The organism is Microlunatus parietis (assembly GCF_013407955.1).
Taxonomy (GTDB): domain Bacteria; phylum Actinomycetota; class Actinomycetes; order Propionibacteriales; family Propionibacteriaceae; genus Microlunatus; species Microlunatus parietis.
The window spans coordinates 3,060,181-3,084,402 of sequence record NZ_JACCBU010000001.1; the positions used below are offsets into that span (position 1 = coordinate 3,060,181).

General features: G+C 69.8%; 29 protein-coding genes and 1 tRNA gene. 14 read left to right on the forward strand and 16 right to left on the reverse strand.

Features of this window, described 5'->3' with window-relative positions:
• Window positions 1-227: 227 nt before the first annotated feature.
• Window positions 228-1,586 carry an MFS transporter gene (locus BKA15_RS14695; protein WP_179751942.1) on the reverse strand — a complete coding sequence of 453 codons (1,359 nt, stop codon included), beginning with the start codon at window positions 1,584-1,586 and terminating at the stop codon, window positions 228-230.
• 54 nt (window positions 1,587-1,640) lie between these two features.
• On the opposite strand from BKA15_RS14695, the gene BKA15_RS14700 reads away from it, so the two are divergent.
• Window positions 1,641-2,153: a TetR/AcrR family transcriptional regulator gene (locus BKA15_RS14700; RefSeq protein ID WP_179751944.1), complete on the forward strand. Its 513-nt coding sequence runs from the start codon at window positions 1,641-1,643 to the stop codon at window positions 2,151-2,153.
• A 6-nt stretch (window positions 2,154-2,159) separates the two neighbouring features.
• Here BKA15_RS14700 and pdxR read toward each other — a convergent pair whose 3' ends face one another.
• The gene (pdxR, locus tag BKA15_RS14705; RefSeq protein WP_179751946.1) at window positions 2,160-3,512 is read right to left on the reverse strand and encodes a MocR-like pyridoxine biosynthesis transcription factor PdxR; all 1,353 of its coding nucleotides are present in this window, start codon (window positions 3,510-3,512) and stop codon (window positions 2,160-2,162) included.
• Window positions 3,513-3,579: 67 nt separating this feature from the next.
• Here pdxR and BKA15_RS14710 point away from each other — a divergent pair, with 67 nt between their 5' ends.
• On the forward strand, window positions 3,580-4,557 hold the full coding sequence (locus tag BKA15_RS14710; protein ID WP_179751948.1) for a DMT family transporter: 978 nt from the start codon (window positions 3,580-3,582) through the stop codon (window positions 4,555-4,557).
• On the opposite strand, the gene BKA15_RS14715 is transcribed toward BKA15_RS14710, so the two are convergent.
• Window positions 4,496-5,860: a trypsin-like peptidase domain-containing protein gene (locus tag BKA15_RS14715; RefSeq protein WP_179751950.1), complete on the reverse strand. Its 1,365-nt coding sequence runs from the start codon at window positions 5,858-5,860 to the stop codon at window positions 4,496-4,498. The two genes, BKA15_RS14710 and BKA15_RS14715, sit on opposite strands and share 62 nt — an antisense overlap.
• A 70-nt stretch (window positions 5,861-5,930) precedes the next feature.
• Window positions 5,931-6,374, reverse strand: a complete 444-nt coding sequence (locus BKA15_RS14720; protein ID WP_179751951.1) for an SRPBCC family protein — start codon at window positions 6,372-6,374, stop codon at window positions 5,931-5,933.
• Between the two features lie 210 nt (window positions 6,375-6,584).
• Here BKA15_RS14720 and BKA15_RS14725 point away from each other — a divergent pair, with 210 nt between their 5' ends.
• Entirely contained in the window at window positions 6,585-8,570 is a 1,986-nt protein-coding gene (locus BKA15_RS14725; protein WP_179751953.1) for an elongation factor G, read from the forward strand.
• Between the two features lie 78 nt (window positions 8,571-8,648).
• On the opposite strand, the gene BKA15_RS14730 is transcribed toward BKA15_RS14725, so the two are convergent.
• Window positions 8,649-9,062 (reverse strand): DUF6319 family protein, encoded by a 414-nt coding sequence (locus BKA15_RS14730; RefSeq protein ID WP_179751955.1) that lies wholly within the window; start codon window positions 9,060-9,062, stop codon window positions 8,649-8,651.
• Window positions 9,063-9,189: 127 nt separating this feature from the next.
• On the opposite strand from BKA15_RS14730, the gene BKA15_RS14735 reads away from it, so the two are divergent.
• On the forward strand, window positions 9,190-10,179 hold the full coding sequence (locus tag BKA15_RS14735) for an RNA polymerase subunit sigma-70 (RefSeq protein WP_179751956.1): 990 nt from the start codon (window positions 9,190-9,192) through the stop codon (window positions 10,177-10,179).
• Window positions 10,180-10,246: 67 nt separating this feature from the next.
• Entirely contained in the window at window positions 10,247-10,846 is a 600-nt protein-coding gene (locus tag BKA15_RS14740; protein ID WP_179751958.1) for a dihydrofolate reductase family protein, read from the forward strand.
• On the opposite strand, the gene BKA15_RS14745 is transcribed toward BKA15_RS14740, so the two are convergent.
• The 5 genes from BKA15_RS14745 to sp36 form a co-directional block, all read right to left on the reverse strand.
• On the reverse strand, window positions 10,825-11,031 hold the full coding sequence (locus BKA15_RS14745) for a hypothetical protein (protein ID WP_179751960.1): 207 nt from the start codon (window positions 11,029-11,031) through the stop codon (window positions 10,825-10,827). The genes BKA15_RS14740 and BKA15_RS14745 overlap by 22 nt on opposite strands.
• 134 nt (window positions 11,032-11,165) lie before the next feature.
• Window positions 11,166-11,963 carry an MBL fold metallo-hydrolase gene (locus BKA15_RS14750; protein ID WP_312879042.1) on the reverse strand — a complete coding sequence of 266 codons (798 nt, stop codon included), beginning with the start codon at window positions 11,961-11,963 and terminating at the stop codon, window positions 11,166-11,168.
• A gap of 1 nt (window position 11,964) precedes the next feature.
• A complete protein-coding gene (locus tag BKA15_RS14755) occupies window positions 11,965-12,624 on the reverse strand; it encodes an NUDIX hydrolase (protein ID WP_246322909.1) in 660 nt (219 codons plus the stop codon).
• A gap of 124 nt (window positions 12,625-12,748) precedes the next feature.
• Window positions 12,749-13,237 carry a RidA family protein gene (locus BKA15_RS14760; RefSeq protein ID WP_179751963.1) on the reverse strand — a complete coding sequence of 163 codons (489 nt, stop codon included), beginning with the start codon at window positions 13,235-13,237 and terminating at the stop codon, window positions 12,749-12,751.
• On the reverse strand, window positions 13,234-13,404 hold the full coding sequence (gene sp36, locus BKA15_RS14765) for a Sp36 family protein (protein WP_179751966.1): 171 nt from the start codon (window positions 13,402-13,404) through the stop codon (window positions 13,234-13,236). Before sp36 ends, BKA15_RS14760 begins: the two co-directional genes overlap by 4 nt.
• Window positions 13,405-13,448: 44 nt before the next feature.
• On the opposite strand from sp36, the gene bagA reads away from it, so the two are divergent.
• Together bagA and bagB are read left to right on the forward strand one after the other, a co-directional pair.
• Entirely contained in the window at window positions 13,449-14,414 is a 966-nt protein-coding gene (gene bagA / locus BKA15_RS14770) for an ATPase BagA (RefSeq protein WP_179751967.1), read from the forward strand.
• Window positions 14,414-15,562: an ArsA family ATPase gene (bagB, locus tag BKA15_RS14775; protein ID WP_179751969.1), complete on the forward strand. Its 1,149-nt coding sequence runs from the start codon at window positions 14,414-14,416 to the stop codon at window positions 15,560-15,562. Before bagA ends, bagB begins: the two co-directional genes overlap by 1 nt.
• Here bagB and BKA15_RS14780 read toward each other — a convergent pair.
• Window positions 15,524-15,805, reverse strand: coding sequence for a WhiB family transcriptional regulator (locus BKA15_RS14780; protein WP_179758470.1), 282 nt, complete (start codon window positions 15,803-15,805; stop codon window positions 15,524-15,526). The genes bagB and BKA15_RS14780 overlap by 39 nt on opposite strands.
• Before the next feature lie 181 nt (window positions 15,806-15,986).
• Between BKA15_RS14780 and BKA15_RS14785 the strand changes: the two genes are divergently transcribed.
• Window positions 15,987-18,551, forward strand: a complete 2,565-nt coding sequence (locus tag BKA15_RS14785; protein ID WP_179751971.1) for a transglycosylase domain-containing protein — start codon at window positions 15,987-15,989, stop codon at window positions 18,549-18,551.
• 71 nt (window positions 18,552-18,622) lie between these two features.
• Here BKA15_RS14785 and BKA15_RS14790 read toward each other — a convergent pair whose 3' ends face one another.
• The gene (locus BKA15_RS14790) at window positions 18,623-19,081 is read right to left on the reverse strand and encodes a GatB/YqeY domain-containing protein (protein WP_179751973.1); all 459 of its coding nucleotides are present in this window, start codon (window positions 19,079-19,081) and stop codon (window positions 18,623-18,625) included.
• A 63-nt stretch (window positions 19,082-19,144) separates the two neighbouring features.
• On the opposite strand from BKA15_RS14790, the gene BKA15_RS14795 reads away from it, so the two are divergent.
• On the forward strand, window positions 19,145-20,074 hold the full coding sequence (locus BKA15_RS14795) for a metallophosphoesterase (RefSeq protein ID WP_179751975.1): 930 nt from the start codon (window positions 19,145-19,147) through the stop codon (window positions 20,072-20,074).
• Between the two features lie 51 nt (window positions 20,075-20,125).
• Window positions 20,126-20,199, forward strand: a tRNA-Pro gene (locus BKA15_RS14800).
• Window positions 20,200-20,272: 73 nt separating this feature from the next.
• On the opposite strand, the gene BKA15_RS14805 is transcribed toward BKA15_RS14800, so the two are convergent.
• Window positions 20,273-20,821: a P-loop nucleotide/nucleoside kinase family protein gene (locus BKA15_RS14805; protein ID WP_179751977.1), complete on the reverse strand. Its 549-nt coding sequence runs from the start codon at window positions 20,819-20,821 to the stop codon at window positions 20,273-20,275.
• Complete coding sequence (locus BKA15_RS14810) at window positions 20,814-21,488, reverse strand: winged helix-turn-helix transcriptional regulator (RefSeq protein WP_179751979.1); 675 nt, start codon at window positions 21,486-21,488, stop codon at window positions 20,814-20,816. The genes BKA15_RS14805 and BKA15_RS14810 overlap by 8 nt, the downstream gene beginning before the upstream one ends.
• A gap of 144 nt (window positions 21,489-21,632) precedes the next feature.
• Between BKA15_RS14810 and BKA15_RS14815 the strand changes: the two genes are divergently transcribed.
• The 3 genes from BKA15_RS14815 to BKA15_RS14825 all read left to right on the forward strand — a co-directional run bounded on the left by BKA15_RS14815 (window position 21,633) and on the right by BKA15_RS14825 (window position 22,775).
• The gene (locus tag BKA15_RS14815; RefSeq protein WP_179751980.1) at window positions 21,633-22,013 is read left to right on the forward strand and encodes a nuclear transport factor 2 family protein; all 381 of its coding nucleotides are present in this window, start codon (window positions 21,633-21,635) and stop codon (window positions 22,011-22,013) included.
• 48 nt (window positions 22,014-22,061) lie between these two features.
• Entirely contained in the window at window positions 22,062-22,397 is a 336-nt protein-coding gene (locus BKA15_RS14820; protein WP_179751982.1) for a nucleoside triphosphate pyrophosphohydrolase family protein, read from the forward strand.
• A 165-nt stretch (window positions 22,398-22,562) separates the two neighbouring features.
• Entirely contained in the window at window positions 22,563-22,775 is a 213-nt protein-coding gene (locus BKA15_RS14825; RefSeq protein ID WP_179751984.1) for a helix-hairpin-helix domain-containing protein, read from the forward strand.
• Here BKA15_RS14825 and BKA15_RS14830 read toward each other — a convergent pair.
• Window positions 22,772-23,158, reverse strand: coding sequence for an MmcQ/YjbR family DNA-binding protein (locus tag BKA15_RS14830; RefSeq protein ID WP_179751986.1), 387 nt, complete (start codon window positions 23,156-23,158; stop codon window positions 22,772-22,774). The genes BKA15_RS14825 and BKA15_RS14830 overlap by 4 nt on opposite strands.
• A 2-nt stretch (window positions 23,159-23,160) precedes the next feature.
• Window positions 23,161-23,691, reverse strand: a complete 531-nt coding sequence (locus BKA15_RS14835; RefSeq protein WP_179751988.1) for a hypothetical protein — start codon at window positions 23,689-23,691, stop codon at window positions 23,161-23,163.
• 104 nt (window positions 23,692-23,795) lie between these two features.
• Here BKA15_RS14835 and BKA15_RS14840 point away from each other — a divergent pair, with 104 nt between their 5' ends.
• A complete protein-coding gene (locus BKA15_RS14840; protein WP_179751990.1) occupies window positions 23,796-24,125 on the forward strand; it encodes a VOC family protein in 330 nt (109 codons plus the stop codon).
• Window positions 24,126-24,222: the final 97 nt, after the last annotated feature.

A 24,222-nucleotide genomic window follows, 5' to 3' on the forward strand; every position in this document is an offset into this window, starting at 1 on the left:
CTGATCGGTCGGCAAAGTGCGGGGGAGACCAGTTGAACGCGTCAGACACCCGCGCCGGGTCTGCCAGACGTTCCCGCGGGAACGCTCGGGACCACTGGTGCCGAAATCTGCTGTGCCGAAATCTGCCATTTCCGTCTGTGAGGGAGCTCCGAGTCCTCAAGGCACGTGCTCGACGCCAGTCACCCAACGAAGCTAGCGGAGCTTGGTCACCGTTCGCCGCCACCTTCTCAGGGGCCCGTGCCTCCTCGCCCGACAGTCTTGCCCGAGAGCGGCAGGCCCACCGCCAGCGCGATGATCAGTGCCGCCGCACAGGTGAGGTAGCCGACGCTGAAGCCGGTCGCCGGATCCGAGGCCAGCTGCGCCGTTGTGACGATCAACGCGATGCCGATGGCGAAGCCCAGCTGCTGGACGGTGTTCAGGATGCCGGAGGCGGTGCCCTGATCCGCGGCCGGAACCCGTTCGGTCGCGGCGATGGTGACCGCAGTGAAGGCCAGCCCGAGACCGAGTCCGATCAGGGCGAACCCGGGCAGGACCGGGAAGAGATAGTCCCCGCCCCACCGAACGGTCGCCAGGACGAGGGCGCCGACCATGATCACGCCGGAACCGGCTCCGAGGATCGGCCAGGCGCCCAGGCGCGTCGCCAGCCGGCCGGCCAGGAAGGCGCCGACCATGACCAGGACACTGTTCGGCAGGAAGCCGACCCCGGTCGCCAGTGGCCCGAGCCGGAGCAGCTGCTGCATGAACAGCGTCGTGAAGAACAGGGTCGCCGCGATCACCGCATTGAGGGTGAAGGCCAGGAGGTACGACGCGACGACACCGGGCAGGGCGAAGATCCGCGACGGCAGAACGGGTGAGGAGGTCCGGCGCTCGAGGGCCGCGAAGATCACGGCAGCGGCCACCGCGGCCGCGAGGGTCACCGGCAGCGCCGCCGGCGGCGCTGCACGATCGTTGATCAAGCCGAGTCCGAAGATCAACAAACCGATGGCCGCGGTCAGGGCCAGTGCACCGGTGGCGTTGAGCTTCCGGTCGACTCGGTCGCGCTGGTCGATCGAGATCGCTGCGACGGCACCCGCGACGATGATCACGCCGATCGGCAGATTGATCAAGAACGTCGACCGCCAGCCCAGCGCCTGGGTGAGCACGCCACCGATCACCAGACCGGCAGCCCCGGCCGCACCGCCCACCGCACCCCAGGCACCCAGGGCGCGATGGCGCGCCCGTCCCGCCGGGTACGACCGCGTCAGCACGGTCAGTCCCGCCGCCGCGGTCAGCGCCGCACCAACGCCCTGAACGGCACGCGCGGTCAGCAGGTGCCACGGCTCGAGAGCCAGTCCGCACCCGACCGAGGCGACCGTGAAGAGGACGAGCCCGGCGATGAACGCCGGCTTCGGACCCGCCAGGTCAGCCGCGCGGCCCGCCACGATGAGCGATCCGCCGAGGGTCAGTGCGTACAGCGAGACCACCAACTGCAACGAGGCCGGCGAGCCGAAACCCAACTGTTCGTCGATCAGCGGCAGCGCGAGGGCCACGATCGTCGTATCCACGACCAGCATGAACTGCGCCCCGCAGAGCACGACCAGCAGCATCCTCGGTGGGACGGACTGAGTCCGCCCATCCACCACGCTCGACTCGCGGCCACGATGCAACTGCTCGCCGAAGCGGAGGTCGGCGGCCTTTCCATGGCCGAAGTCGCCGAGGCTGCCGGGGTCGGCGTCGGCACCGTCTACCGGCGATTCGGGGACCGGGCAGGACTGCTGCTGGCCGTGATGAACCATCGCGAAGCCGAACTGCAGTCCGCGATCCGGGTGGGCGAGCCGCCGCTCGGGCCCGGAGCCCCGCCGGCCGATCGGGCCGTCGCGTTCCTGCACGCCTACGCCGACATCCTCGAGGACTTCGGGGAGGTGATGGCAGCGGCGGAAGCGAAGATGAGCGGACCCCGCCGGTTCCGGACCGGCCCCTATCTGGCGCACTGGACCCACCTCCGTGACCTGGCCCAAGCCGCCGACCACGGCCTCGACGCCGACTACCTCGCGGACACCTTGCTGGCACCGCTCGCGGCCGCGATCTTCGTCCAGCAACGGCGCGCTGACGGCTACGACCTGGACCGCATCAAGGCAGGCTTGAGGACCTTGGCGATCCGGCTCCTGGGCTAGGAGCCGTTAGTCGGGCAGGGCGGGAATCAGGTCCGGAGCGGGGATCCGGGCGGTGCCGAGGACCAGGCCGGGGTCGCCGTCGGCGAAGAAGCAGTCGGAGAGGGCGTGGGCGGCGACGTTCCGTTCGGCCAGGTACGCCAGCGCCCGCTGCTCGGCGTCGTGGTCGGGCAGCCGGACCAAGACGTGCAGGCCGGCGGAGAACCCCGCCGGCGAGACGTCGAACCGCTCCCGCAGTCCGCCGACCAGGGCCGCCCGGCGCTCCCCGTACACCTGGCGCAGCCGCCTGACCTGCCGCTGATACTCGCCGCTGCCGATGAACTCGGCCAACGCGGCCTGGTCGAACACCGAGGTGCCGAGGTCGGCGTTCCGTTTCGCGGCGACGAGCTCGTCGTACAGGTGCGGCGGCGGGACCAGCCAGCCGAGCCGCATCCCCGGTGCCAGCACTTTCGAGACGGAGCCGAGCAGGGCGACCCGGTCCGGCGCCATCGCCTGCAGCACGCCGATCGGCAGCCCGTCGTAGCGAAGGTCGGCGTCGTAGTCGTCCTCGATCACCAGCCGATCGACGGCGGCGGCCCAGTCGAGCAGCCGGCGGCGACGGTCCGGCGAGAGCGGCACGCCGAGCGGATACTGGTGCGCCGGCGTCACCAGCACCGCGCCCGGCTCCCCGACCCGACGGTCGATGTCGAGGCCGTCACCGTCGGCCGGCACCGGGACCACGTCGGCGCCCAGGCTGCGCAGCGAGTCGCGGGCACCGGGCGAGCCGGGATCCTCCAGTCCGATCGGTCCGGCACCGCGGCGGCGCAGCACGGTCGCCAGCAGCGTCAGGCCCTGGGCGACCCCGCTGATGATCACCACCTGGTCCGGCGCGACCACGGCGCCGCGGGTCAGCCGGAGCAGTTCCGCGACCCGTTCGCGCAACGCCGGGAGTCCCCGCGGATCGCCGTACCCAAGATCATCGGGGCGCAGCCGGGCCGACCCGATTCGCATCGACCGGAGCCAGGAAGCCCAAGGAAACAAGGCGGGATCGGGAGTCCCCGGACTGGGCGGCGGACGCAGGGCGACCTCGGGCCGCTCCGCCCGTACGGACTCGGCGCGCGGCGCCACCCGGCTGCCGCTGCGGTCCCGGGTGATCACGTAGCCCTCGGCGGCGAGCAACTCCAACGCCTCCGAAACCGGACCGCGAGCGACCCCGAGTGCGGCCGCGACGGCACGACTGGACGGCAGCCGCAAACCCGGGGGCAGCCGCCCGTCCCGGACTGCTTTGGCGATACCGCGATAGAGCCAGGCCCGGACACCGCGCCGTGGACGGGCGCCGAGCAACAGGACGAGGTCTTCCGGACGGATCGCTGAGTCGGACATCTGGCCCATAAAGCTAGGCCGAAACTGGACCTGGAACAAGATCCAGATGATTCCTACCGTCGAGGCCATGTCACCACGGATCACCGGTTCGCTGCTCTGCGCGGCCGCCTGCGCCGCCGTCGGCGCGTCCATCTCGGTCACCAGCGCGATGCGGGACTTCCCGGTGTTCGGCGGTCAGGCGATCCGCTATCTCGCCACCGGGCTGATCCTGCTCGCCGCGCTGCAGCTCCGCCGGATCCCGTGGCTCCGCCCGTCACCGACCGACCTGCTCCGGCTGCTCGCGCTGGCCGGCAGCGGCATGGTCGGCTTCAATCTGATCTTGATCCCGGCCACCCGGTACGCCAACCCGTCCTTGATCGGGGCCATCCTCGGTTGCGCGCCGCTGCTGCTGGCGATCGCCGGCCCGCTGATCCAGCGGCAGCGGCCCCGGCTCGGCGTGATCATCGCCGCCCTGGTGGTGCTGGCCGGGATCGTGATCATCGAGGGCGCCGGCGGCGGTTCCCTGCTGGGCACCGTGTTGGCGATCGGCGTCCTGCTCGGCGAGGTCGGTTTCTCGCTGCTCGCCATGCCGCTGCTGCCCCGCTACGGCCCGCTTCGGGTGTCCTGCGCGGCGAGCCTGCTCAGCGTGCTGCTGTTGTCGATCATCGGCCTGGTGTTGATCATGGGCCAGGCCGTACCCGGGCCGTTCCTGCGGTTCCCGACGCCGACCGAGGCCGGTGCGCTGGCGATCATGGGAGTGCTGTTCACACCGGGCGCGTTCGCGGCCTGGTATGCGGGACTGCAGCGGCTCGGCCCGGCCGCCGCGGGACTGTGGATCGGGGTCACCCCGCTGGCCGCGACCGCCGTCTCGGTCGCCCTGGGCTGGGAGTCCGTCTCGCCGGCGCTGGTGATCGGTTCCCTGGTGATCGGCGGCGGGCTGACCGCAGGGCTGCTGGCCGGCCGGACCGCTGCCGCGGCCGGTCGGCCAACCTTCGAACCCGCCACTACTGGGCCGAGCCCAGGGTCACCTGAGCCGTGTGCGTCTGCCCGTCGCGCTGGTACGTGATCTCGACGCTGGTCCCCGGAGCGTAGAACCGGATCGCCGCGATCAAGCCGTCGGCGCTGGTGATCCGGATGTCGTTGATCTTGGTCACCTGATCACCGGCCTGCAGCCCGGCCCGGTCCGCGGCGCTGCCCGGCGCGACGCTCTGCAGCGGCACGCCGTTCGGATCCTCCGCCTGCTGCTGGCTGCCGACGCCCGCGACGGTGACGCCGAGGCTGGCGTCGACCGAGCGGCCTTCCTTGATCAACTCGGCGGCGACCCTGGTGGCCACGTCGGACGGGATGGCGAAGCCGATCCCGATGCTGCCCGCCTCGCTGTCGTTGGAACCGGTGGCGATCGCGGAGTTGATCCCGACGACGGCCCCGTTCAGGTCGACCAGCGGTCCGCCGGAGTTGCCGTGGTTGATCGCGGCGTCGGTCTGCAGCGCGAGGTAGACCGCCTCGCCGGTGTCGCCGGAGCGGACCGGGCGCGCCGTGTTGGACACGATTCCGCTGGTCACCGACTCCGACAGCCCGAGCGGGGCGCCGACCGCGACGACGGACTGCCCGACCTTGACGTTCGAGGACGAGGAGAACGTCGCCGGCACCAGGCCCTCGACGCCGTCGACCTTGATCACCGCAAGATCGTTGTTCGGCGAGGTGCCGATCACCTTCGCGTCGACCACGCGGCCGTCGGGCAGCGTGACCTGCACCGTGCCGCCCTGACCGACGCCGGAGACCACATGATCATTGGTGAGGATGTGCCCCTCGGTGTCCAGCACCACGCCGGTCCCGCCTACCGTGCCCTGCCGGGTCTGCGCGTTGATCGTCACCACCGACTGGCTGATCTTCTCCGCCGCCGCGGTGATCGAACCGTCCAACTTCGGGCTGTCCGCAGCCGGCAGCGTGCTCACCCGGATCGGTGAGGTGATCGCGCCACCGGCGGTCGCGGCGGCATAGCTGCCGATGCCGGCCCCGGCGCCGATCACCGCGGAGAGCATGGCCGCGACGAGCACCACGGCGGCTTTCGGCCGGGCCTTCTTCGGCGCGTACGTGGTCACCGGCGACACTCCCGGCGGTGCCGGGAAGTCGGCCGCGGTGGTGGGGCCGGGGGTGGGCGCGCCGGGCGGCTGATAGCCGAACGGCGGCGTGTTCAGGTGGGTCGGCTGCGGACCCTGGTTCGGTGCGCTCGGCCGGCCCGGGTGGTGGGCCTGGCTCTGCTCGTGCGGCCGGCCCAGCTCGTGAGCCTGGCCCTGATCGTGCTGGGGCGGTCCCCAGGGCTGAGCGGGTTGTCCCGGCGCTCCGCCATCCTTGTCGTGGCTGTCCATGACTCGACCGTCTCTCCGCTCCCTGTGCCTTCGCTGTGGCCGGCGAATGAGAGCGGTAAGAGGTCGGGAATCAGGAGCGCGGGCCGGTCTGGCTCCGGCCGGTGACGACCAGTTCCTTGATGCTGTGCAGACAGGCGGTCCAGCCCAGCGAGCAGGCGTCGTAGCACTCGACGGCCGGCAGCAGCCCCTCGTGGGCGAGCCGCAGGGTGGTTCCGTCGGCGCCGTGGGCGAGGTCGAAGATCACCCTGGTGCCGGTCCACTCGTCATGATCATCGACGAAGTTCAGGTACGAGTCGACCACCTGCCACACCATCCGCCGCCCGGGGACGGCCTCGGTCACCCGGAACCTGGCGTGCCGGATCCCTTCGTCGGAGAAGACGAACTCGTCGCCCACCGCGCCGGAGTCGCCGACGATCTGCTCGCTCCACCAATCTCGCACCCGGGTGACGGCGGCGTAGACCTGCTCGGGCGGCTGCGGGACGGTGAACTCGACGCTGAAGCTTGCGGTGTTCATGATCAGTTCCTTTCGGTCCGTGATTCCTGCTTGATGCCCCACCGACGAACGGGACCGGCCGCGGATCGACACCGGGCGAAATCCGGTTGACATCCGGCGGCGGACGGGCTGAACTCGGGCCAGACATCGGCCCCGGTGGCCGCCGAGCGAGAGGACCAGTCATGCGCGAACTCGTGTTCCCGACCACCGTCTCTGCGAACCCGAGGACCGATGCACCGCTCAGCCACCAGCAAGGCCGCCGCAGCACCTGATCATTCGCCGGCCGGCACCCGTCGCTGGCTCAATCTCGGCGTCCTGGCCCACGTCGACGCCGGCAAGACCAGCCTGACCGAGGCGCTGCTGCATGCCGGCGGCGCCCTTGATCAACTCGGCCGGGTCGACGACGGCACGACCCAGACCGACACGCTCGCCCTGGAACGGCGGCGCGGCATCACGATCCGTACCGCCGTGGCCAGCTTCGCCGTCGGCGACGTGACGGTGAACCTCGTCGACACGCCGGGCCACCCCGACTTCATCGCCGAGGTGGACCGGTCGCTCGCCGTGCTCGACGGGGCGATCCTCGTGCTGTCCGCCGTCGAAGGCGTCCAGGCGCAGACGATCGTGCTCTACCGGGCGCTGCGCCGGCTCGGCGTCCCGGTCGTCTTCATGATCAACAAGATCGACCGGAGCGGCGCCGACCCGGACCGGGTGATCGCCGCGATCCGGCGCCGGCTCACCCCGTCGGTGATACCCCTGGGAACGGTGCGGGACCCGGGCACCCCGACCGCCGCCCCGGTGCCGCTGGACTTCGACGATCCCGGCACCGCCGAGGCCGTCACCGTCCGGCTGGCCGATCACGACGATGCCGTGCTGCAGTCCTGGGTCGATCATGGCCGACTGCTCGACCCGGCCGGGTTCACGGCGGCGCTGGGCCGGTTGACCCGCCGCGGCGTCTGTCAGCCGCTGACCTACGGGTCGGCCGTGACCGGCGCCGGCGTCGCCGAGTTGAACACCATCGTCACCGAGCTGATGCCGGCCGAGACGGCCGATCCCGCCGGGCCGGTGTCGGGTCAGGTGTTCAAGATCGAACGCGACGACTCCGGCGACCGGGTCTGCTCGGTACGGATCCGGACCGGCACCCTGTCCGTCCGCGATCCGGTGCCCGTCGGCACCGAGGAGGCCGGGCGGGTCACCCGGCTGGAGGTGTTCGAGCCCGGCGGCCCGGCCCATCGTGATCGAGCCGTGGCCGGGCAGATCGCCCGCGTACACGGCCTCGGCAAGGCCCGGCTGGGCGACCGGCTCGGCGCCGCACCCGCCGGACTGCCGGAGCTGAACTTCCCGCCGCCGGCGCTGGAGACCACGATCATCGCCCGGAACCGTGATCAACAGCACACCCTGCATGTCGCGCTGAGCGAGCTCGGCGACCGCGACCCGCTGATCCGGCTGCGCACCGATGATCAAGGAGCGTCCCGGATCTCGATCTACGGCGAGGTCCAGCAGCAGGTGATCGCCGACACGCTGCTGCTGGAGCACGGGATCGAGGTCGATTTCCATTCCACGACGGTGATCTGCGTCGAGCGTCCGGCCGGGATCGGCCGGGCCGTGCTGCGGATGGGCGATCCTGATCACCTGTTCGGCTACACGTTCGGCGTCACGGTCGAGCCGCACCGGCCCGGCGCCGGACTGGAGTTGATCTTGGACGTGCCGCGGTCACAGGTGCCGATGCACGTGTACTCGACCGTCGACGCGTTCCGGGAGGCGCTGGCCCGCTACGTCGAGCTGCCGCTCGGCGCCGGGCCGTACGGCTGGCGGGTCACCGACCTCAGGCTCACCGTCACCGAGAGCGACTTCATCCCGCCCGGCCCGTCGACGACCCACGTCAAGCACACTGTGGAACAGGTCGTCGCCGAGGCGGTCCGGCAGGCCGGCACGATCGTCTGCGAGCCGGTCGACCGGTTCACGCTGGAGGCTCCGGTGGACGCGATCTCCGGCACCCTGGCGCTGATCGGGCGGCACCGCGGGGTGCCGGGCACACCCATGATCAACGGCGCGCTCGCCGTGATCACCGGCACGATTCCGACGGCCGCACTGGATCCGATCCGCCGCAACCTGCACAACGCGACGCACGGCGAGGGATTGCTGGAGTCCCGCCTCGACCACTACACCCCCACCCATTCCGCCGACCGGTCACCAAAGCCGGCGTGGCGCCTGTCCTGAGCCTGTCGAAGGGACGGCGTGTTGTCGGACGCGAGCTGGACCGACAGCACCCGGGCTTGATCAACGAACGCTCAGGAATCAGTCGGCCAGGTCGGCGAGGGCCTTCCGGGCCGCCTCGAGCTCGGCCTCCAGGGCAGCCACCTTGGCGGCCTGCTGCTCCCGGGCGGCCTCGATGACCTCGTCGATCGGGGTCGCGAGGTCCTCGTGGAGCTCCTTGGCGGCCCGGGAGACCGCCGCCGCGGCTACGGCGAGGTCGCGGGCCAGGTAGGACGATCCGTGCTTCAGGTCGGCGTGCCACTCGCCGTCGGCAGTGCCGGTGACGGTGAGCGTCAACTCGAGCGTCTTGGTCCGCTTCGCGCCGGGCTTGCGGCCCGGAGCCTTCTTGGGACGGTCAAGCGGCTTCACCTCGGCAACGGCCGGGACCGGGGCGTCGAGGGACGGGAGCTCGACGTCGGTGGCCGGCGCTTCGGGTGCCAGGGTGTCTACAGTCATCGTACGGCGCTCTCCTTCTGAAGGTCGCCCGCCGGGAGCAGGCGGTGGGGAAGTCATCATTAGAATGCATGTTCGACTTGCGGCTCAACTCGACACGCCGCGCGCGACACCTGCAAGACTCCGGACCATGGAGTTGCTGGCGGCCGCGCGGGCCGGCGACGAGGACGCGTTCGGAGCCCTCGTGCTGCCGTACCGCCGGGAACTGACGGCGCACTGTTACCGGATCCTCGGCTCGGCCCAGGACGCCGAGGACGCGGTGCAGGAGACGTTGCTCGCGGCGTGGCGCGGGCTGGCCGGGTTCCAGGAGCGCAGCTCGCTGCGCACCTGGCTGCACCGGATCGCCACCCACTGCGCGCTCCGGCTGGCCAAGTCCAAGCCGGCCCGGCTGCTGTCCTGGGATCACGGTCCCGCCCGCCGGCCGGGCGAGGACCTGGGCAGCCCGGTCGAGGGCGACGTCTGGGTCGAGCCGTTGCCGACCGAGACCGACCATCCGGAGCGGGTACGGGAGCGACGCGAGCACATCGGCCTCGCCTACGTCGCCGCGCTGCAACGGCTGCCGCCCAACCAGCGGGCCGTCCTGATCCTGCGCGACGTGCTCGGCTACCCGGCCGCCGAGGTCGCCGGGTTGCTGGACACCACCCCGGCCTCGGTGAACAGCGCCCTCCAGCGGGCCCACGCCACGCTGGCCGACACCACGCTGCCGTTGGACCAGGTCGCGACGCCGAAGGGCAAGGAGCGGAGCATCGTCGCCGCGTTCGTGACGGCCTTCGACGCCGGCGACGTCTCGGGCATCGTCGACCTGCTGGCCGAACAGGCCCGCTTCACCATGCCGCCGCTGCCGGCCTGGCTCGACGGCAAGGACGACGTGATCGCGTTCCTGACCGAGCGCGTCTTCGCGCTCGACTGGCGGGCTCGGCCGGCCCGGTTCAACGACCAGCCGTCGCTGGCCTGCTACCAACCGGCCGACGACGGCACCCTGGAACTGGCCGCGGTGCTGGTGCTGGACCTCGACGGCGACCGGGTGACCTGGCTGGCCTCGTTCATCGGGCCCGACCTGCTGGCCCGGATCCCGCTGCCGCAACGGATCGCCGCGAACGAGTTCGGCGATCACCGATGAATCCGCGCCGCCCGGTGTCTCGATACAAGGGAGAAGGTCATTTCACCCGAGGCAAGGAGTCACCGTCATGAGCAAGGTCATCGTCTGCAACATGGTCTCCCTGGACGGCTACTTCGCCGGTCCGGACGGGAACCCGCCGCTGGCCGCGATGGATGCGTTCTTCGACGCGTACAACCTGGAGCGGATCACCGCCGCGGACGCGGTGTTGCTCGGCAGGACCTCGTACCAGGGGTTCGGCGACTACTGGCCCCGGATCGCCGACGCGCCCGACGATCCGGCGGACCGATCGCTGGACGAGGTCAACCGTGGCATCAGCCGGCGCTGGAACGAGGCCCCGAAGGCCGTCGTCACCGACAGCTACCGGGTGCCCGACGATCATCCCTGGCGGGACACCACCACGGTCGTGCCGCGGGACGGCGTCGCGGCCTGGATCGCCTCGGTGACTGAGTCCGGCGCCGACGAGATCGTGATCTTCGGCAGCCACGTGCTGTGGAACGCGCTGCTGGCCCAGGGTCTGGTCGACGAGCTGCACCTGATGGTCGCGCCGATCACGTACGGCAGCGGCACCCCGGCCTTCGCGTCGCCGGCCACGTTCACCCTGGCCGAGACCCGGACCCAGCCGGGCTCGGCCAACACCCTGCTGGTCTACACGACGCCGTCACCGTGAACCAGCGCCCTGAGTTGATCTTGATCGGCCCGCCAGGCCGTCAGCGCCGCGTGCCGGAACTTGACCTCGGCCTCCAGCGCCCGGCGGTGCGCCGACAGCGCCGCCACCTTCCGCAGCGCCTGCGCCTCGCTCTCGATCGTCGCGACCCCGCGGGGTGAGCCGGCCAGTTGGATCGCACGACTCACTTGACGAAGCTCGTCCTCCAACTCCGCCAGCGAACTGCCCGAGAAGTCGGGCTCCCTGCCACGATCCACAGCCGTCCCCACTGAAATCGAGGTCATCGCACCACAACCACTATCGGGCCTAGGTGTCGCACAGGTTACGAATGGGTCGGATTCGCGGAGGACCGGCCGGATTCTCCGGTCCGCGATGCGAGATAGGCCAGCTGGGCCGCGACCGAGAGCTCGGCCGCGGGCCGAACCGCCTCATCGATCTCGGTGTACACCGCCCGGACCACCTCGGCCGGGGTCCGCGCGCCTGCGGCGACGGCGGCCCGGACCTGGTCCAGCCGCTCCAGCCGATGCTCCCGGTAGTACGCCAGCACGCCAGCCGGGTCGGTCACGACCGGCCCGTGGCCGGGCAGGATCTCGGCGATCGCCTGCTCCCGGACCAGCGTGATCATGGTGTCCAGCGACGCCAGGTAGGAACCGACGTCGCCGTCCGGGTGCATGATCACCGTCGTTCCGCGGCCGAGCACCATGTCGCCGGTGGCCAGCCGGTTCACGCCGTCCTCGCCGTTGATCACGATCGAGTACGAGTCGCTGGTGTGCCCGGGCGTCGCGAGCGGCCGCAGGTCGGCCCCCGGCACCGCGATCCGCTCGCCGTCGACCAGGCCCCGCTCCCCCACCCGGACCGCCGGATCGGCGGCGAGCACGTCGCAGCCGGCCCACCGGGCCAGCGTCGGGGCACCGGCGCAATGATCGAGATGCCGGTGGGTGACGATGATCATCGCGATCTCGCCGGCGGCGTCCAGCACCCGGCGCAGATGACGCTCGTCGTCCGGCCCGGGGTCGATCACCACGACCGGGCCGCGGGCCGGATCGCCGACCATGATCGTGTTCGTTCCGTCCAGGGTCATCGGCCCGGGATTGTCCGCCCGGAAGATCGCCACGCTCACGTCAATCCCTTCCTGGATAGCGGAACAGCCAGCGATCGCCGACCCGCTCCGGCACCGGCAGCACCGGCTCGACGACCCGGTCCGCGGCGGCGGCCAGCACGGCCGCGACCGAACCCAGGCCGGCCAGCTCGACCAAGATCGACAGGGTCGGCGGCATCAGCCCCAGGGCGCCGGCCCGGTGCGCGGCCAGCGTCTCCGCCGGAGTCGCCCAGTCCGCCGCCGAGGCCTCGCCGGACACGTCGGCCGGCTCTTGATCTTCGGGGACCACAGCAAGGAAGAACCAGGTGTCGTAGCGGCGCGGCTCGACCTCCGGCGTGACCCAGTGCGCCCACGGGGCCAGGTCGCCCGGCGGCAGCCGGACCCCGGTCTCCTCCTGCAGCTCCCGTACCGCGCAGGCCAGCACCGGATCGCCCGGTTGATCATGATCGGCGGGGTCGACACCGCCGCCCGGGAACGCCACCATCGACGCGGCGAACGCCATCCGGGCGTGCCGGTGCATCAGGTAGACCTCGAGGGCCCGGCCGGACTCCCGGATCAAGATCACGCTCGCACTGGGCCGCGGTGGCACCGGTGTCCCGGTGAAGCTCAGCGCCCGCTCGACCACCGCGTCCGGCACCGGCACGATGATCCGGCCCAGCACGTCGAGCGAGTGACTGACCATGATCAACGCCACTCGGTGGCAACGCGCTCTGAGCCTGTCGAAGCGATGTCCTGAGCTTGTCGAAGGGTGCCAAGCCGGATCAGGCTTGCCCTTCCGCCTTGCTCAGGGAACGACACGACAGTCCTCAGGCGGGCACGATCCGCGACGGATCGGGCGTCACCCGGACCACCAGCTCGACCTCGACCGGCGCGTTCAGCGGCAGCGAGGCCACGCCGACCGCGGACCGGGCGTGCCGGCCGGCGTCGCCGAACACGGCACCGATCAGGTCGCTGGCCCCGTTGGCCACCTTCGGCTGCCCGGTGAACTCGGTCACCCCGGCCACGTACACCACGACCTTGATCACCGCCGCGATCCGGTCCAGCCCGCCGGCCGCCTCGGCCGCGGCCGCCAGCCCGTTCAGGGCGGCCTGCCGGGCGCCATCGTAGGCCTGCTCCTCGGTCACCTCGGCACCGACCCGCCCGACCACGCTCAGCGCGCCGTCGACCAGCGGCAGCTGGCCGGCGGTGAAGATCAACTCCCCGGACCGGACCGCGGGCAGATAGGCCGCGAGCGCCGCCGGCACCGGCGGCAGGCTCAATCCGAGTTCGGCCAACCGGTCCTGCGGCGAGCTCACTCCGAGTCGCCCTCGACGATCGGCCGTTTCAGGTAGGCCACCAGGTTCTCCGGGTTCAGGCCGGGCACGATCTGCACCAGCTCCCAGCCGTCGGCGCCCCAGTTGTCCAGGATCTGCTTGGTCGCATGCACCAGCACCGGGACGGTCACGTACTCCCACTTCGTCATGCCGTCAGCCTAGTGACGTGACCGGCGGGACTACCATCGGCCGCATGTCGTCGCCCCCGCTGCACACGCTGCACATCGTGTCCGGCAAGGGCGGCACGGGGAAGACCACGATGGCGGGAGCGCTCGCCTGCGCGCTCGCCACGGCCGGGCGGCGGGTCCTGGTCTGCGAGGTGGAGGGCCGCGACGGGCTGCCCGCGCTGTTCGACTCCGCGCCGCTGAACGGCTCCGAGGAGCGGCGGCTGTGCCGGACGCCGGCCGGCGGCGAGGTGTTCGGCCTGTCCATCGACGCCGAGGACGCGCTGCTGGAATACCTGGAGACCTTCTACCACCTGGGCATCGCCGGCCGGGCGCTGGACCGGTTCGGGGCGATCGACTTCGCCACCTCGATCGCGCCCGGGCTGCGTGACGTACTGCTCACCGGCAAGGTGTACGAGGCGGTCCGGCGCCAGATCAAGGGCCGCCCGAACGCGTACCACGCGGTCGTCCTGGACGCGCCGCCGACCGGCCGGATCGCCCAGTTCCTCAACGTCCACGAGGCGGTCGCCGGGCTGGCCCGGATGGGCCCGATCCGCAGCCAGGCCGATTCGATCATGCGGCTGCTCCGTTCCGTGACCACCGCCGTGCACCTGGTCACCCTGCTGGAGGACATGCCGGTGACCGAGACCGAGGAGGCGATCCAGCAGCTCCGGCCGACCCAGATCCGGCTCGGCGTGATCATCGCCAACAAGGTCCGGGCCACCCCGCTCACGGATGATCAACTTCGCCAGGCGGCCACCGGCGAGCCGGTCCTCGACGTGCCCGGGCTGGACCCGGCCCAGAGCAAGCTGCTGACCGAGGAGTTCGCCGGCGAGGCGGACCGGATGATCGCCGAACGGGCCCGCCGCGACCACCTGCTCGGCACCGGGCTCCCGGTGGTCGACATCCGGCTCGACTCGACCGGCATCGATACAGGCGCGGTCTGGGGCATCGCCGCCCAACTCGCCGAACAGCTCCCCGCCGAGGTCGCCTGATGCCGGCACCCACCCGCCCGGGCCGGCCCGGCGAACTGGACGTGGACGCGATCCTGGCCGACCGCTCGATCGAGATCATCGTCTGCTGCGGCGCCGGCGGGGTCGGCAAGACCACCACGTCGGCCGCGCTCGCCCTGCGCGCCGCCGAGGCCGGTCGCAAGGCCGTCGTCCTCACCATCGACCCGGCCCGCCGGCTGGCCCAGTCGCTCGGCCTCGGTGAACTGGACAACACGCCCCACCCGGTCAACGGCATCGACACCGCTGCCGGCGGCAGCCTGGACGCCGCGATGCTGGACATGAAGCGGACGTTCGACGAGGTCGTGCTCGCCCACACCACGCCGGAGAAGGCCGCGCAGATCCTGCGCAACCCGTTCTACGTCGCGCTGTCGTCGTCGTTCGCGGGCACCCAGGAATACATGGCGATGGAGAAACTCGGCCAGCTGCACCAGCAGTCGAAGGCCGACGGTCGCTGGGACCTGATCATCGTCGACACGCCGCCGGCCCGGTCCGCGCTGGACTTCCTGGACGCGCCGGAGCATCTCAGCTCGCTGCTCGAAGGCCGGTTCCTGCGCCTGTTGCTGGCGCCGGCCCGCGGACCGCTGCGCCTGATGAGCGTCGGCTTCAACCTGGTCTCGTCGGCGATGAACAAGATCCTCGGTGGGCAGATCATCACCGACGTGCAGACGTTCGCGACCGCGTTCGAGACGCTGTTCGGCGGTTTCCGGCAGCGCGCGCAGCAGACGTTCAACCTGCTCGCCTCCGAGCACACCACGTTCGTCGTGGTGGCGACCGCCGACGCCGACGCCCTCCGCGAGGCCGCCTACTTCGTCGACCGGCTCGACGAAGAGTCGATGCCGCTGTCCGGTCTGGTGGTCAATCGGGTCCACCGGACCGAGCTGCCGTTGTCCGCAGGGCGTGCGCAAGCGCTGGCCGAGGAGCTCGACCCGGTTCGGCACCCGGTCGCCTCCGTCGCTCTCCAGCAACACGCAGCCTTGATGCAGGTCATCGAGCGGGAACGGATCCTGCTCGACCGCTTCGCAGCCGCCCGCACCCGGATCCTGACAACCCGGGTGCCGGCGCTGCAGACAGACGTGTCCGATCTGGACGCGTTACGCCTGGTTGGCGACCTTCTCGCCGTTCAGGGCTGAGCGCCAGGACCTGACGTCCGGACGTTGGCGCAGCAACAAGCGGCGCTCCCGTTCGGTCATCCCGCCCCAGACACCCCACTCGATTCGGTTGTCCAGCGCCTCGGCGAGGCACTCTGACCGCACCGGACACCCGGCGCACACAACCTTGGCTCGTTTCTGGTCGACAGCGTCCGGAAACAGAGCGTCATTCATTCCTCGACATTTGGCCCTGACGGTCCAGTCGTTCCACGCAGCAGTCCGCATCATGCGGCCCCCTTTCCCTTCCTTCCGACCGCCCTCGAAGCCTCCCAACAACGAGCGCGGCATATGCATGTTACGAACGGAAGTACGGTCTGACTAGGGGTCGGCACGTATTTTTTGCACAACGTGAAGCGCGCGTACGAAAGATTCGGCATGGGCCGTCGGCTCCCGTACCCTAAGAGCCATGCCTGTGAGCCTCAAACGTCCGGCCAAGGTCCTCTCATCGCTCGCCATGTTCCTTGTGGTGAGCGTTTTGGCGGGTGTCCTGGTCGCAGGCCTGTTCGTCCCCTTCGCCGGTCTGGCTGGGGTCACCGGACAGGCCGCCGCCGGAGAGTTGGAGAACCTGCCGGCCGAGCTGGAGACCCCGCCCCAGGCGGAGCGGTCGAAGGTCCTGCTCGGCAACGGCGAGGTGCTGACGTACTTCTACGACGAGAACCGGATCTACGTCCCGCTCGACAAGATCGCCCCGGTGATGGTCCAAGCGCAGCTGGCGATCGAGGACCACCGGTTCTACGAGCACGGCGCGATGGACCTGATCGGCACCCTGCGGGCGTTCGTCCGGACCTCGAGCGGCGACACCCAGGGTGGTTCGACGCTCACCCAGCAGTACGTGAAGATGGTGCTGGTCGAGTCCTGCGAACTTGATCAAGCCTGCATCGCGCGGATGATCCAGTCCAGCGGCATCGAGGGCTACCAGCGCAAGATCAAGGAACTTCGGTACGCGCTGGCCCTGGAGGAGAAGCTCGACAAGAACCAGATCCTCGAGCGCTATCTCAACATCGCCTACTACGGCCAGGGCGCGTACGGCGTCGAGGCCGCGGCCCGGCACTACTTCAACACCACGGCGGCGAAGCTGACCCTGCCGCAGGCGGCGATGCTGGCCGGCCTGGTGCAGAACCCGAACCAGGTCAACCCGGTGACGAACCCCGGTGCGGCCCATGATCGCCGCGACGTGGTGATCAACAAGATGGCCGAGTACGGCATGATCACGCCGGCCCAGGTCAAGGAGGCCAAGGCCACCAAGTTCGACGAGAAGAACGTGCAGAAGACCCGGAACGGCTGCGTCGGCTCGCGCTACCCGTTCATCTGCGATTACGTACGGCGCACGCTGCTGCAGGCGCCGAGCCTGGGCAAGACGCCGGAGGAGCGCGAGGACGCGCTGAAGCGGGGCGGTCTGACGATCGAGACCGCGATCGATCCGGACGTGCAGGACATGGCGCAGAAGCGGCTCAGCAAGGTCGTCTCGCCGACGGATCCGATCATCTCCACGATGAACATGATCCAGCCCGGCACCGGATTGATCTTGGCCATGGCGCAGAGCCGGCCGGTGATGGGCGACAACGCCAAGAAGGGCGAGACCTACTACAACTACTCGGCGTCCCCGACCCTCGGCGGCGCGGAGGGGTATCAGGCGGGCTCGACGTTCAAGGCGTTCACCGCCGCGGCCGCGTTGGAGAAGGGCATCCCGACCAACAAGAAGTACGACGCGAAGAAGACGATCAACCTCAAGGGCCGCAGCTTCCAGACCTGTGAGGGACGGGCCAAGCTGGACAATTGGAAGGTGTCCAACTCCACCGGGGCCAACGGCGTCATGGACATGCACCGGGCGATGCAGATGTCGGTGAACACCTACTTCGCCCAGCTGGTGCTGCAGGTCGGACTCTGCCGGACCACCGAGATGGCCGAGAAGCTGGGCATCGAGAGCACCGGCCGGGACGAGCGTGAGGGTCACGAGGGCGAGACCCGTGACCTGGTCGATTACTACCAGTACATCCCGGCGTTCACGCTCGGCTCGGTGGAGATCTCGCCGATCTCGATGGCCGAGGCGTACGCGACGTTCGCCGCCCGCGGCATCCACTGCGACCCGATCATCATCCGGAAGATCACCAAGCCCGACGGCAAGGAGATCCAGGCACCGTCGGCGAACTGCAAGCGGGTGCTGGAGAAGGATGTCGCCGACGGCGTGAACAGCCTCCTCTCCGGCGTGATCAACAAGGGCACCGGCCGGCGAGCAGCAGTCGATGACGGCCGGCCGCAGGCGGGCAAGACCGGCACCATCGACAGCAACGAGGCGGTCTGGTTCTCCGGCTACACGCCGGAAGCGGCCGGGGTCGCCATGATCGCGATCGACAAGCGGCAGAAGCCGTTCATCCGGGGCAAGAAGGGATTCCGCTCGCGTGGCGTGAAGGGCTTCAAGCTGGAGAGCGGTGAGTCCCTGGAGGGTTCCGGCAGCGGCGACGCCGGCCAGGAGATCTGGAAGCCGACCATGGAGCGCTACCTGAAGGACAAGCCGAAGACGAAGTTCAAGAAGCCGTCCAAGGAGATCGAGACCGGCAAGATGGTCCCGATGCCGGGCCTGGCCGGGCTGACCATCGCGGAGGCCACCACCAAGCTCGAGGACGCCGGCTTCACCGTCGTCCGCGACCGCGTCTACAGCGACACGGTGCCGGCGGGCGACTTCATCGGCTTCAGCCAGTACGGCGGCAAGGTCCGCGAGTTCTCGACGATCTACATCCTGTTCTCGGCCGGCCGCGACCCGGCGAAGGTCCGGGCCGAGCGTGAGGCCGAGGAGAAGGCCGAGCGCGAGGCCGAGGAACGCCGCCGACGCGAGGAAGAGCGCAAGAAGCGGCAGGAGCAGGAGCAGGAAGAACAGAAGCAGGACGAAGAGAAGAAGGAAGACGACAAGAAGCCGGGCGACAACAAGAAGCCGACCGAGCAGACCCAGAAGCAGGAGGAGGGCGACGGCTGACGCCCCTCCTGACAACGAAAGTGCCCCGCGATCCGATCGCGGGGCACTTCGTCGTTCCGGGGGGTTCCGGCTCAGGTGAGTTGCCGCTTCACCTCCGCGGCGACCGCGCCGCCGTCGGCCTTGCCCTTGGTCCGCGGGGTCAGCACCCCCATCACCTTGCCGATGCCGCGCGGGCCCAGCTCCGCGGCCCCGGTCTCGGCGATCGCCTCCCGGACCAATTCGGCGATCTCCGCCTCGCCCAGCTGCTGCGGCAGGTAGTCGGCCAGCACCTCGGCCTCGGCCCGCTCCTTCTCGGCCAGGTCGGTGCGGCCCGCTTCGGCGTACGCCTCCTCGGACTCGCGCCGCTTCTTGGCCTCCTTGATCACGACGTCGAGTTCCTGCTCGGCGGTCAGCTCCTTGGCGGCCTTGCCGGCCACCTCGGCCTCCGTGATCGCCGTGAGCACCATCCGCAGCGTCGAGGTACGTACGGTGTCGCGGGCCTTGAGCGAGGCCACCATGTCCGTACGCAGTCGTTCCTTCAGTTCAGCCATGACACCATCCTTGCCCACCCGGCCTGAGCGTGTCGACGCGAATCACCCTTGTAGCCTTGCGCCATGTCTGCAGGACGGGTGGCCAAGATCGCGGCCGGCACGGTGCTCGGAGTGGGTGCCGTCGGGGCCGGCTGCCTGGCCTACGCGGCCGGGTACGAGGTGCGTTCCTTCCGGCTGCGCCGGTACGAGGTCCCGGTGCTGCCGCCGGACGCCGTACCGATCCGGATCCTGCACCTGTCAGACCTGCACCTGACGCCCGGCCAGCGCAAGAAGCAGGAGTGGGTGAACCGGCTGGCCGGTCTCGAGCCCGACCTGGTGATCGACACCGGCGACAACCTGGCCCACGTCGACGCCGTCGAGCCGACAATCCGCGCCCTCGGCCGGCTGCTGGACCTGCCCGGCGTGTACGTCTGGGGCTCCAACGACTACTTCCGCCCGACCTTCAAGAACCCGCTGCGCTACCTCACTCAGCCGCGGCGGACCGCCAAGCCCAGCGACAACACGCTGCCCTGGCAGGACCTCGGCCGTGCCTTCAAACAGTCCGGCTGGCTCGACCTCACCCATACTCGGGCCACGATCGAGATCCACGGGGTACGGATCGGCTTCCGCGGCACCGACGACGCCCACCTGGGCGCCGACCGCTACGCCGAGGTGGCCGGCCCGATCGACCGGAGCGAGGTCGACGTCGCGATCGCGGTCACCCACGCCCCGTACCTCCGGCTGCTCGACGCGATGACCGCCGACGGCCACGACCTGATCGTCGCCGGCCACACCCACGGCGGCCAGGTCTGCGTGCCGTTCTACGGCGCGCTGGTCACCAACTGCGACATCGACGCGGCCCGGGTGAAGGGCCTGTCCAGCCATCGGATCGGTGATCAGAGCGCCTTCCTGCACGTGTCCGCGGGCCTCGGAACGTCCCCGTACGCCCCGATCCGGTTCGCCTGTCCACCCGAGGCAACCCTGCTCACCCTGGTCCCGCGAGACGCGGAGTGATACCGATGTGAGTTCTCCGCCCCGGATGGGCTAGACTCTCCGAGGCTCCACCGGGGTGTGGCGCAGCTTGGTAGCGCGCTTCGTTCGGGACGAAGAAGTCGCAGGTTCAAATCCTGTCACCCCGACCCAGGGATCGGCCCTCTGACCGCAAGGTCAGAGGGCCGCTTGCTTCCTGATGATGTCGATCTTCGCGCCCGCCTATTGCTCGACAGCATCGTTCACAAAGCTCACGATCTCCGGGAACGACGGGTCATAGCCCTCGGTCGTGTCCACCAGGAGCTTCGGTACGTCCAGCGATATCGGCGTGAACGACCCGCCTCGGCGACCAAGCGTCAGCGCCGAGTGAGCCTTTCGCACCGGGTTCGCTGAGTACCGCAGGACGTCCCGGGCACCTGCGGCATCCCGGTCAGCCACACACTGGATCACGCGGATCTTGGACATCGCGGCCAACGGGTTCAGTCCCGGAGTCCAGAGATCATCGTGAAACGCTGCTTCCGCTACAACCGACGACCCAGCGCGAAGCAAGGTCTCCAGCACGGAGAAGAAGGTGGGCAAGGTCCGTTGGGTCAGGGCGTCACCGGGACCGGCCTCGAACCCAGGATTGGCGTGGACCATCCCTTCCTTGATCTCATCTCGACAGATCGCGGGGCAGCCAACGGTCCGAGCAAGTTTGTGGGCGAGGGTCGTCTTGCCATACGCGCCGGCCGGTCCCGATACGACCACCAGCGTCGGTACACCATCAGTCACCAGGCAACCCTTCGGTGCTGACACTGAACAGCTTCAGGAACCGCTTGAACTCGGCCGGCTTGCCGGTCACTGTGACCAGGCCCTTCGCGACCGCTTCCTCCGGGGTGAGCTCGCCGGCCAGCAACGGCTTGTGGGTGCTGATGTCGTCCATCTCCAGCACCAGGTCGGGCGCGGGGAGCGGGCCGTCTCCGGCGATCAGGGTGCCGTCCTCCACGTGGGCGTGCACGACGACGTCGGCGACCCGTACCTGATAGCGGGCCCGGACACCGACTGCGGCCTCCGGCTTGAAGGTGGCGCGCAGGGCCAGCACCTCCCCGTCCGGAGTGACGATGTCCTCCGGGCCCGGCTCGCCGAGGGTGCTGGCGCCCCACCGGCCCAGCCGCAGCACGATGTCCTCAAGCTGCGCTCCGTAGTCGGTGAGCTCGTAGACGACCGCCGCGGAAGGGCGCGGCATCGTACGGCGACGCACCACACCCGCGCTCTCCAGCTCTTTCAGCCGCGCCGACAGCACGTTCGTCGGGATCCGCGGCAGGCCGGTACGCAGGTCGGTGAAGCGCTTCGGGCCCAACACGAGATCGCGGATGATCAACAACGCCCAGCGCTCGCCGACGATCTCCAGCGCATGCGCGAGCCCGCAGTACTGGCCGTAACTCCGCAATCTGGGCATGCGCCCAAGGGTACGCGCGCTCGCTTGACTTAACGAACCTTGCTTGTGATAGTCAACCACGTGATGCATTTAAGCAATCACCGCTGTCCCCGCGCCGCAGGCGCCGAAGAATCCACCCATCGAACGAACCGAGGACGTCAAACCATGACCGAGCACAGCCCCGCGACCGCCACCGCCGTCGCCTTCATCGAGGCGTTCGCGGCCAAGGACCTGACGAAACTGGCCGGCTACTGCGCCGACGACATCGTCTTCGAGAGCCCGCGGGTCAAGATCACCGGCGCCCCGGACGTGGCCGAGGCGATGGGACAGTTCGCCCAGGCCGTCGCGAGCATCGACATCATCGCGGCGTACGGTGACGACGAGCATGCGGTGATCATGTACGACATGCAGACCGGCCCCTTCGGCACGATCCGGGCCGCCGACCACTTCGTCGTACGCGACGGCAAGATCATCTCCGACCAGCTTGTGTTCGACACCTACGAACTGCGCAGGTTCGAGGAATCCCAGACCCCTGCGGCAGGATGAACTCGCGCGTGGCAGGACTGGCCGGGCGCACCCAGGCAGACTGTGGCCGTGACCTTCGACTTCGACAGCTATCAGCAGGCGGCGGCCCGGACCGGTGCTCCGATCGCGACCGATCACCCGATCGCGTATCCGACCCTTGGCCTGGTCAACGAGGCAGGCGAGGTGGCGGGGAAGGTGAAGAAGATCTTCCGGGATCGGCAGGGCGTGATCACCGACACGGACCGGGACGCGTTGGCGCTGGAGCTCGGCGACGTGCTCTGGTACGTCTCGGAGCTCTGCACCAGACTCGACATCCGGTTGGAGGACGTCGCGGCGCGCAACGTCGCCAAGCTCGCCGATCGGGCCTCGCGCGGCGCGATCAAGGGCGATGGTGATCATCGCTGAGCACCCCCGTCACCCGGACAACTCCTTCACCAGGTACGTGCACGGGTCCTTGATCCTCGGTCGTGCAGCCCGACCAGCGCACCTCGCTCACCGACAGCGTGGAATGTTCGGGGCACCAGACGCGGCGGAGGTTTCCACGTTGACCGGGTGGCTGGCCTGAGCCGGGTGAGCACACGTGACGTGCCGGCCCAGATCGGCGATCTGCCACGGATCGGGCGGCCGGCGAACAGCGCCCTGTTGAACGAGGGGATCACCACCCTGGAGCAGGTGGCCGTGCTGGGCAGGAGCCGGCTCGCGGCGCTGCACGGCGTCGGGCCGAAGGCCGTCACGCTGCTCGCCGAGGCGATCCGGGAGCGCGGGCTCGACTTCGGCGCTTAGGGCTCGTACTCGCGGACCAGGCTCACCGGCGCGACCAGGCGCCAGGCGTCGACCAGCAGTTCCCGGAGTTGAGCCTGGTCCGCGGTCCGCAGCCGTACGATCACGCCGGGCGAGCCTGCATAGTGCGGCGTCACGAAGAACGTCACCGGGTCCTGATCCAGCAGCGCGGCCTTCTCGTCCGGCCCGGCCTTCACGAAGACGAACTCCTCGCCCGCCACCGCGTCCGGCGGCGACCCGCGCTCACCGCCGGCGGGATAGGACACGACCTTCCCGCGCACCTTGATCACGCCGCGCGGAAAGTGCCCGCCCGGCGAGTGGAACTCGGCGCCGGGCAGCGCCGCCAGGAACCCCTGCACGTCGTCCCAGGTCCGCAACCGGTCCATGATCAACTCCTTAGTTCGTCGACGGTCCGGACGCCGCGGTCGAGCACGGCCCGATAGATCTCGGATCCGCCGATCCGCTCGGGATAGTCCGGACACTCCGTCTTCAAGCGAAGGATCAGCTCGCGTTGAGCGGCGGGAAGCTCACGAAGCCGGAGCGCGTCGGCGACGTGCGGCCGTTCCACGGCGTGCAGCCAGAAGGTCAGGTCCACCTTCCAACCGTCACCGAGCTTGAGCACGAGGTAGAACCGCTCGTCCGTGATCTTGGACGTAGGCCGCCGATCACCGCGCTCGTCCCGGAAGTCTGCATCCATGATCACGACGCGCTCGGCCAGCGCCGCCAGACCGGCCAAGATCATCGGCGCCGTCGCGTCCGGCGCGTCGAACATGACGTCAAGATCGCGTAGGACCAGCAGGCCGGACCGGACGCTGCCGATCACCTGCGGCCGCCAACCGAAGGCGGAGCCGAGGTCGAGCTGGGCGAGCAGCCGAGTGGCCTCGCCTTCCAGCTGCACGGCTCGTTCGGACGGTGCCATGCCCCTGACCGTAGGGGCTCCGATCCCGAACACGCCAGAGCATCGGCAGCCCACTGTCGGAGCCCGCCGCTACGGTCAGGGACAAGCCGAACGAAGGAGTTGCCATGGTGAAGATCGCCGCCGTCTGCCTGCACGGCGAGGACTGGCGCCGCGGCGCCCGCTTCTGGGCCGAGGCGCTCGGCTACGCGCCGCATCCCGAGGCGGAGGACGTACTGGTCCCGCCGGACGGGGACGGCCCGTTTCTCGCGGTGTACGGGGACGCGACCCACCTCGACCTGTCGACCAGCGGTCCCGAGGAGCAGCAGGCCGAGATCGCCCGGCTGGAGTCGATCGGCGCGGAACGCGTCCCCGACTGGCCCTATCCGAAGGGCGCGGACTTCGTCGTGATGCGCGATCCGGTCGGCAATCTGTTCTGCGTGCTCGACCACGACTGACCGCGTCCACGTCCGCAAAAGGTTACGGACGAGGAGGAATACGTACTGTAATATCTCCCGAGGTATCGGGAGCCGGAACCCTTCGGCGCCCTGAAAC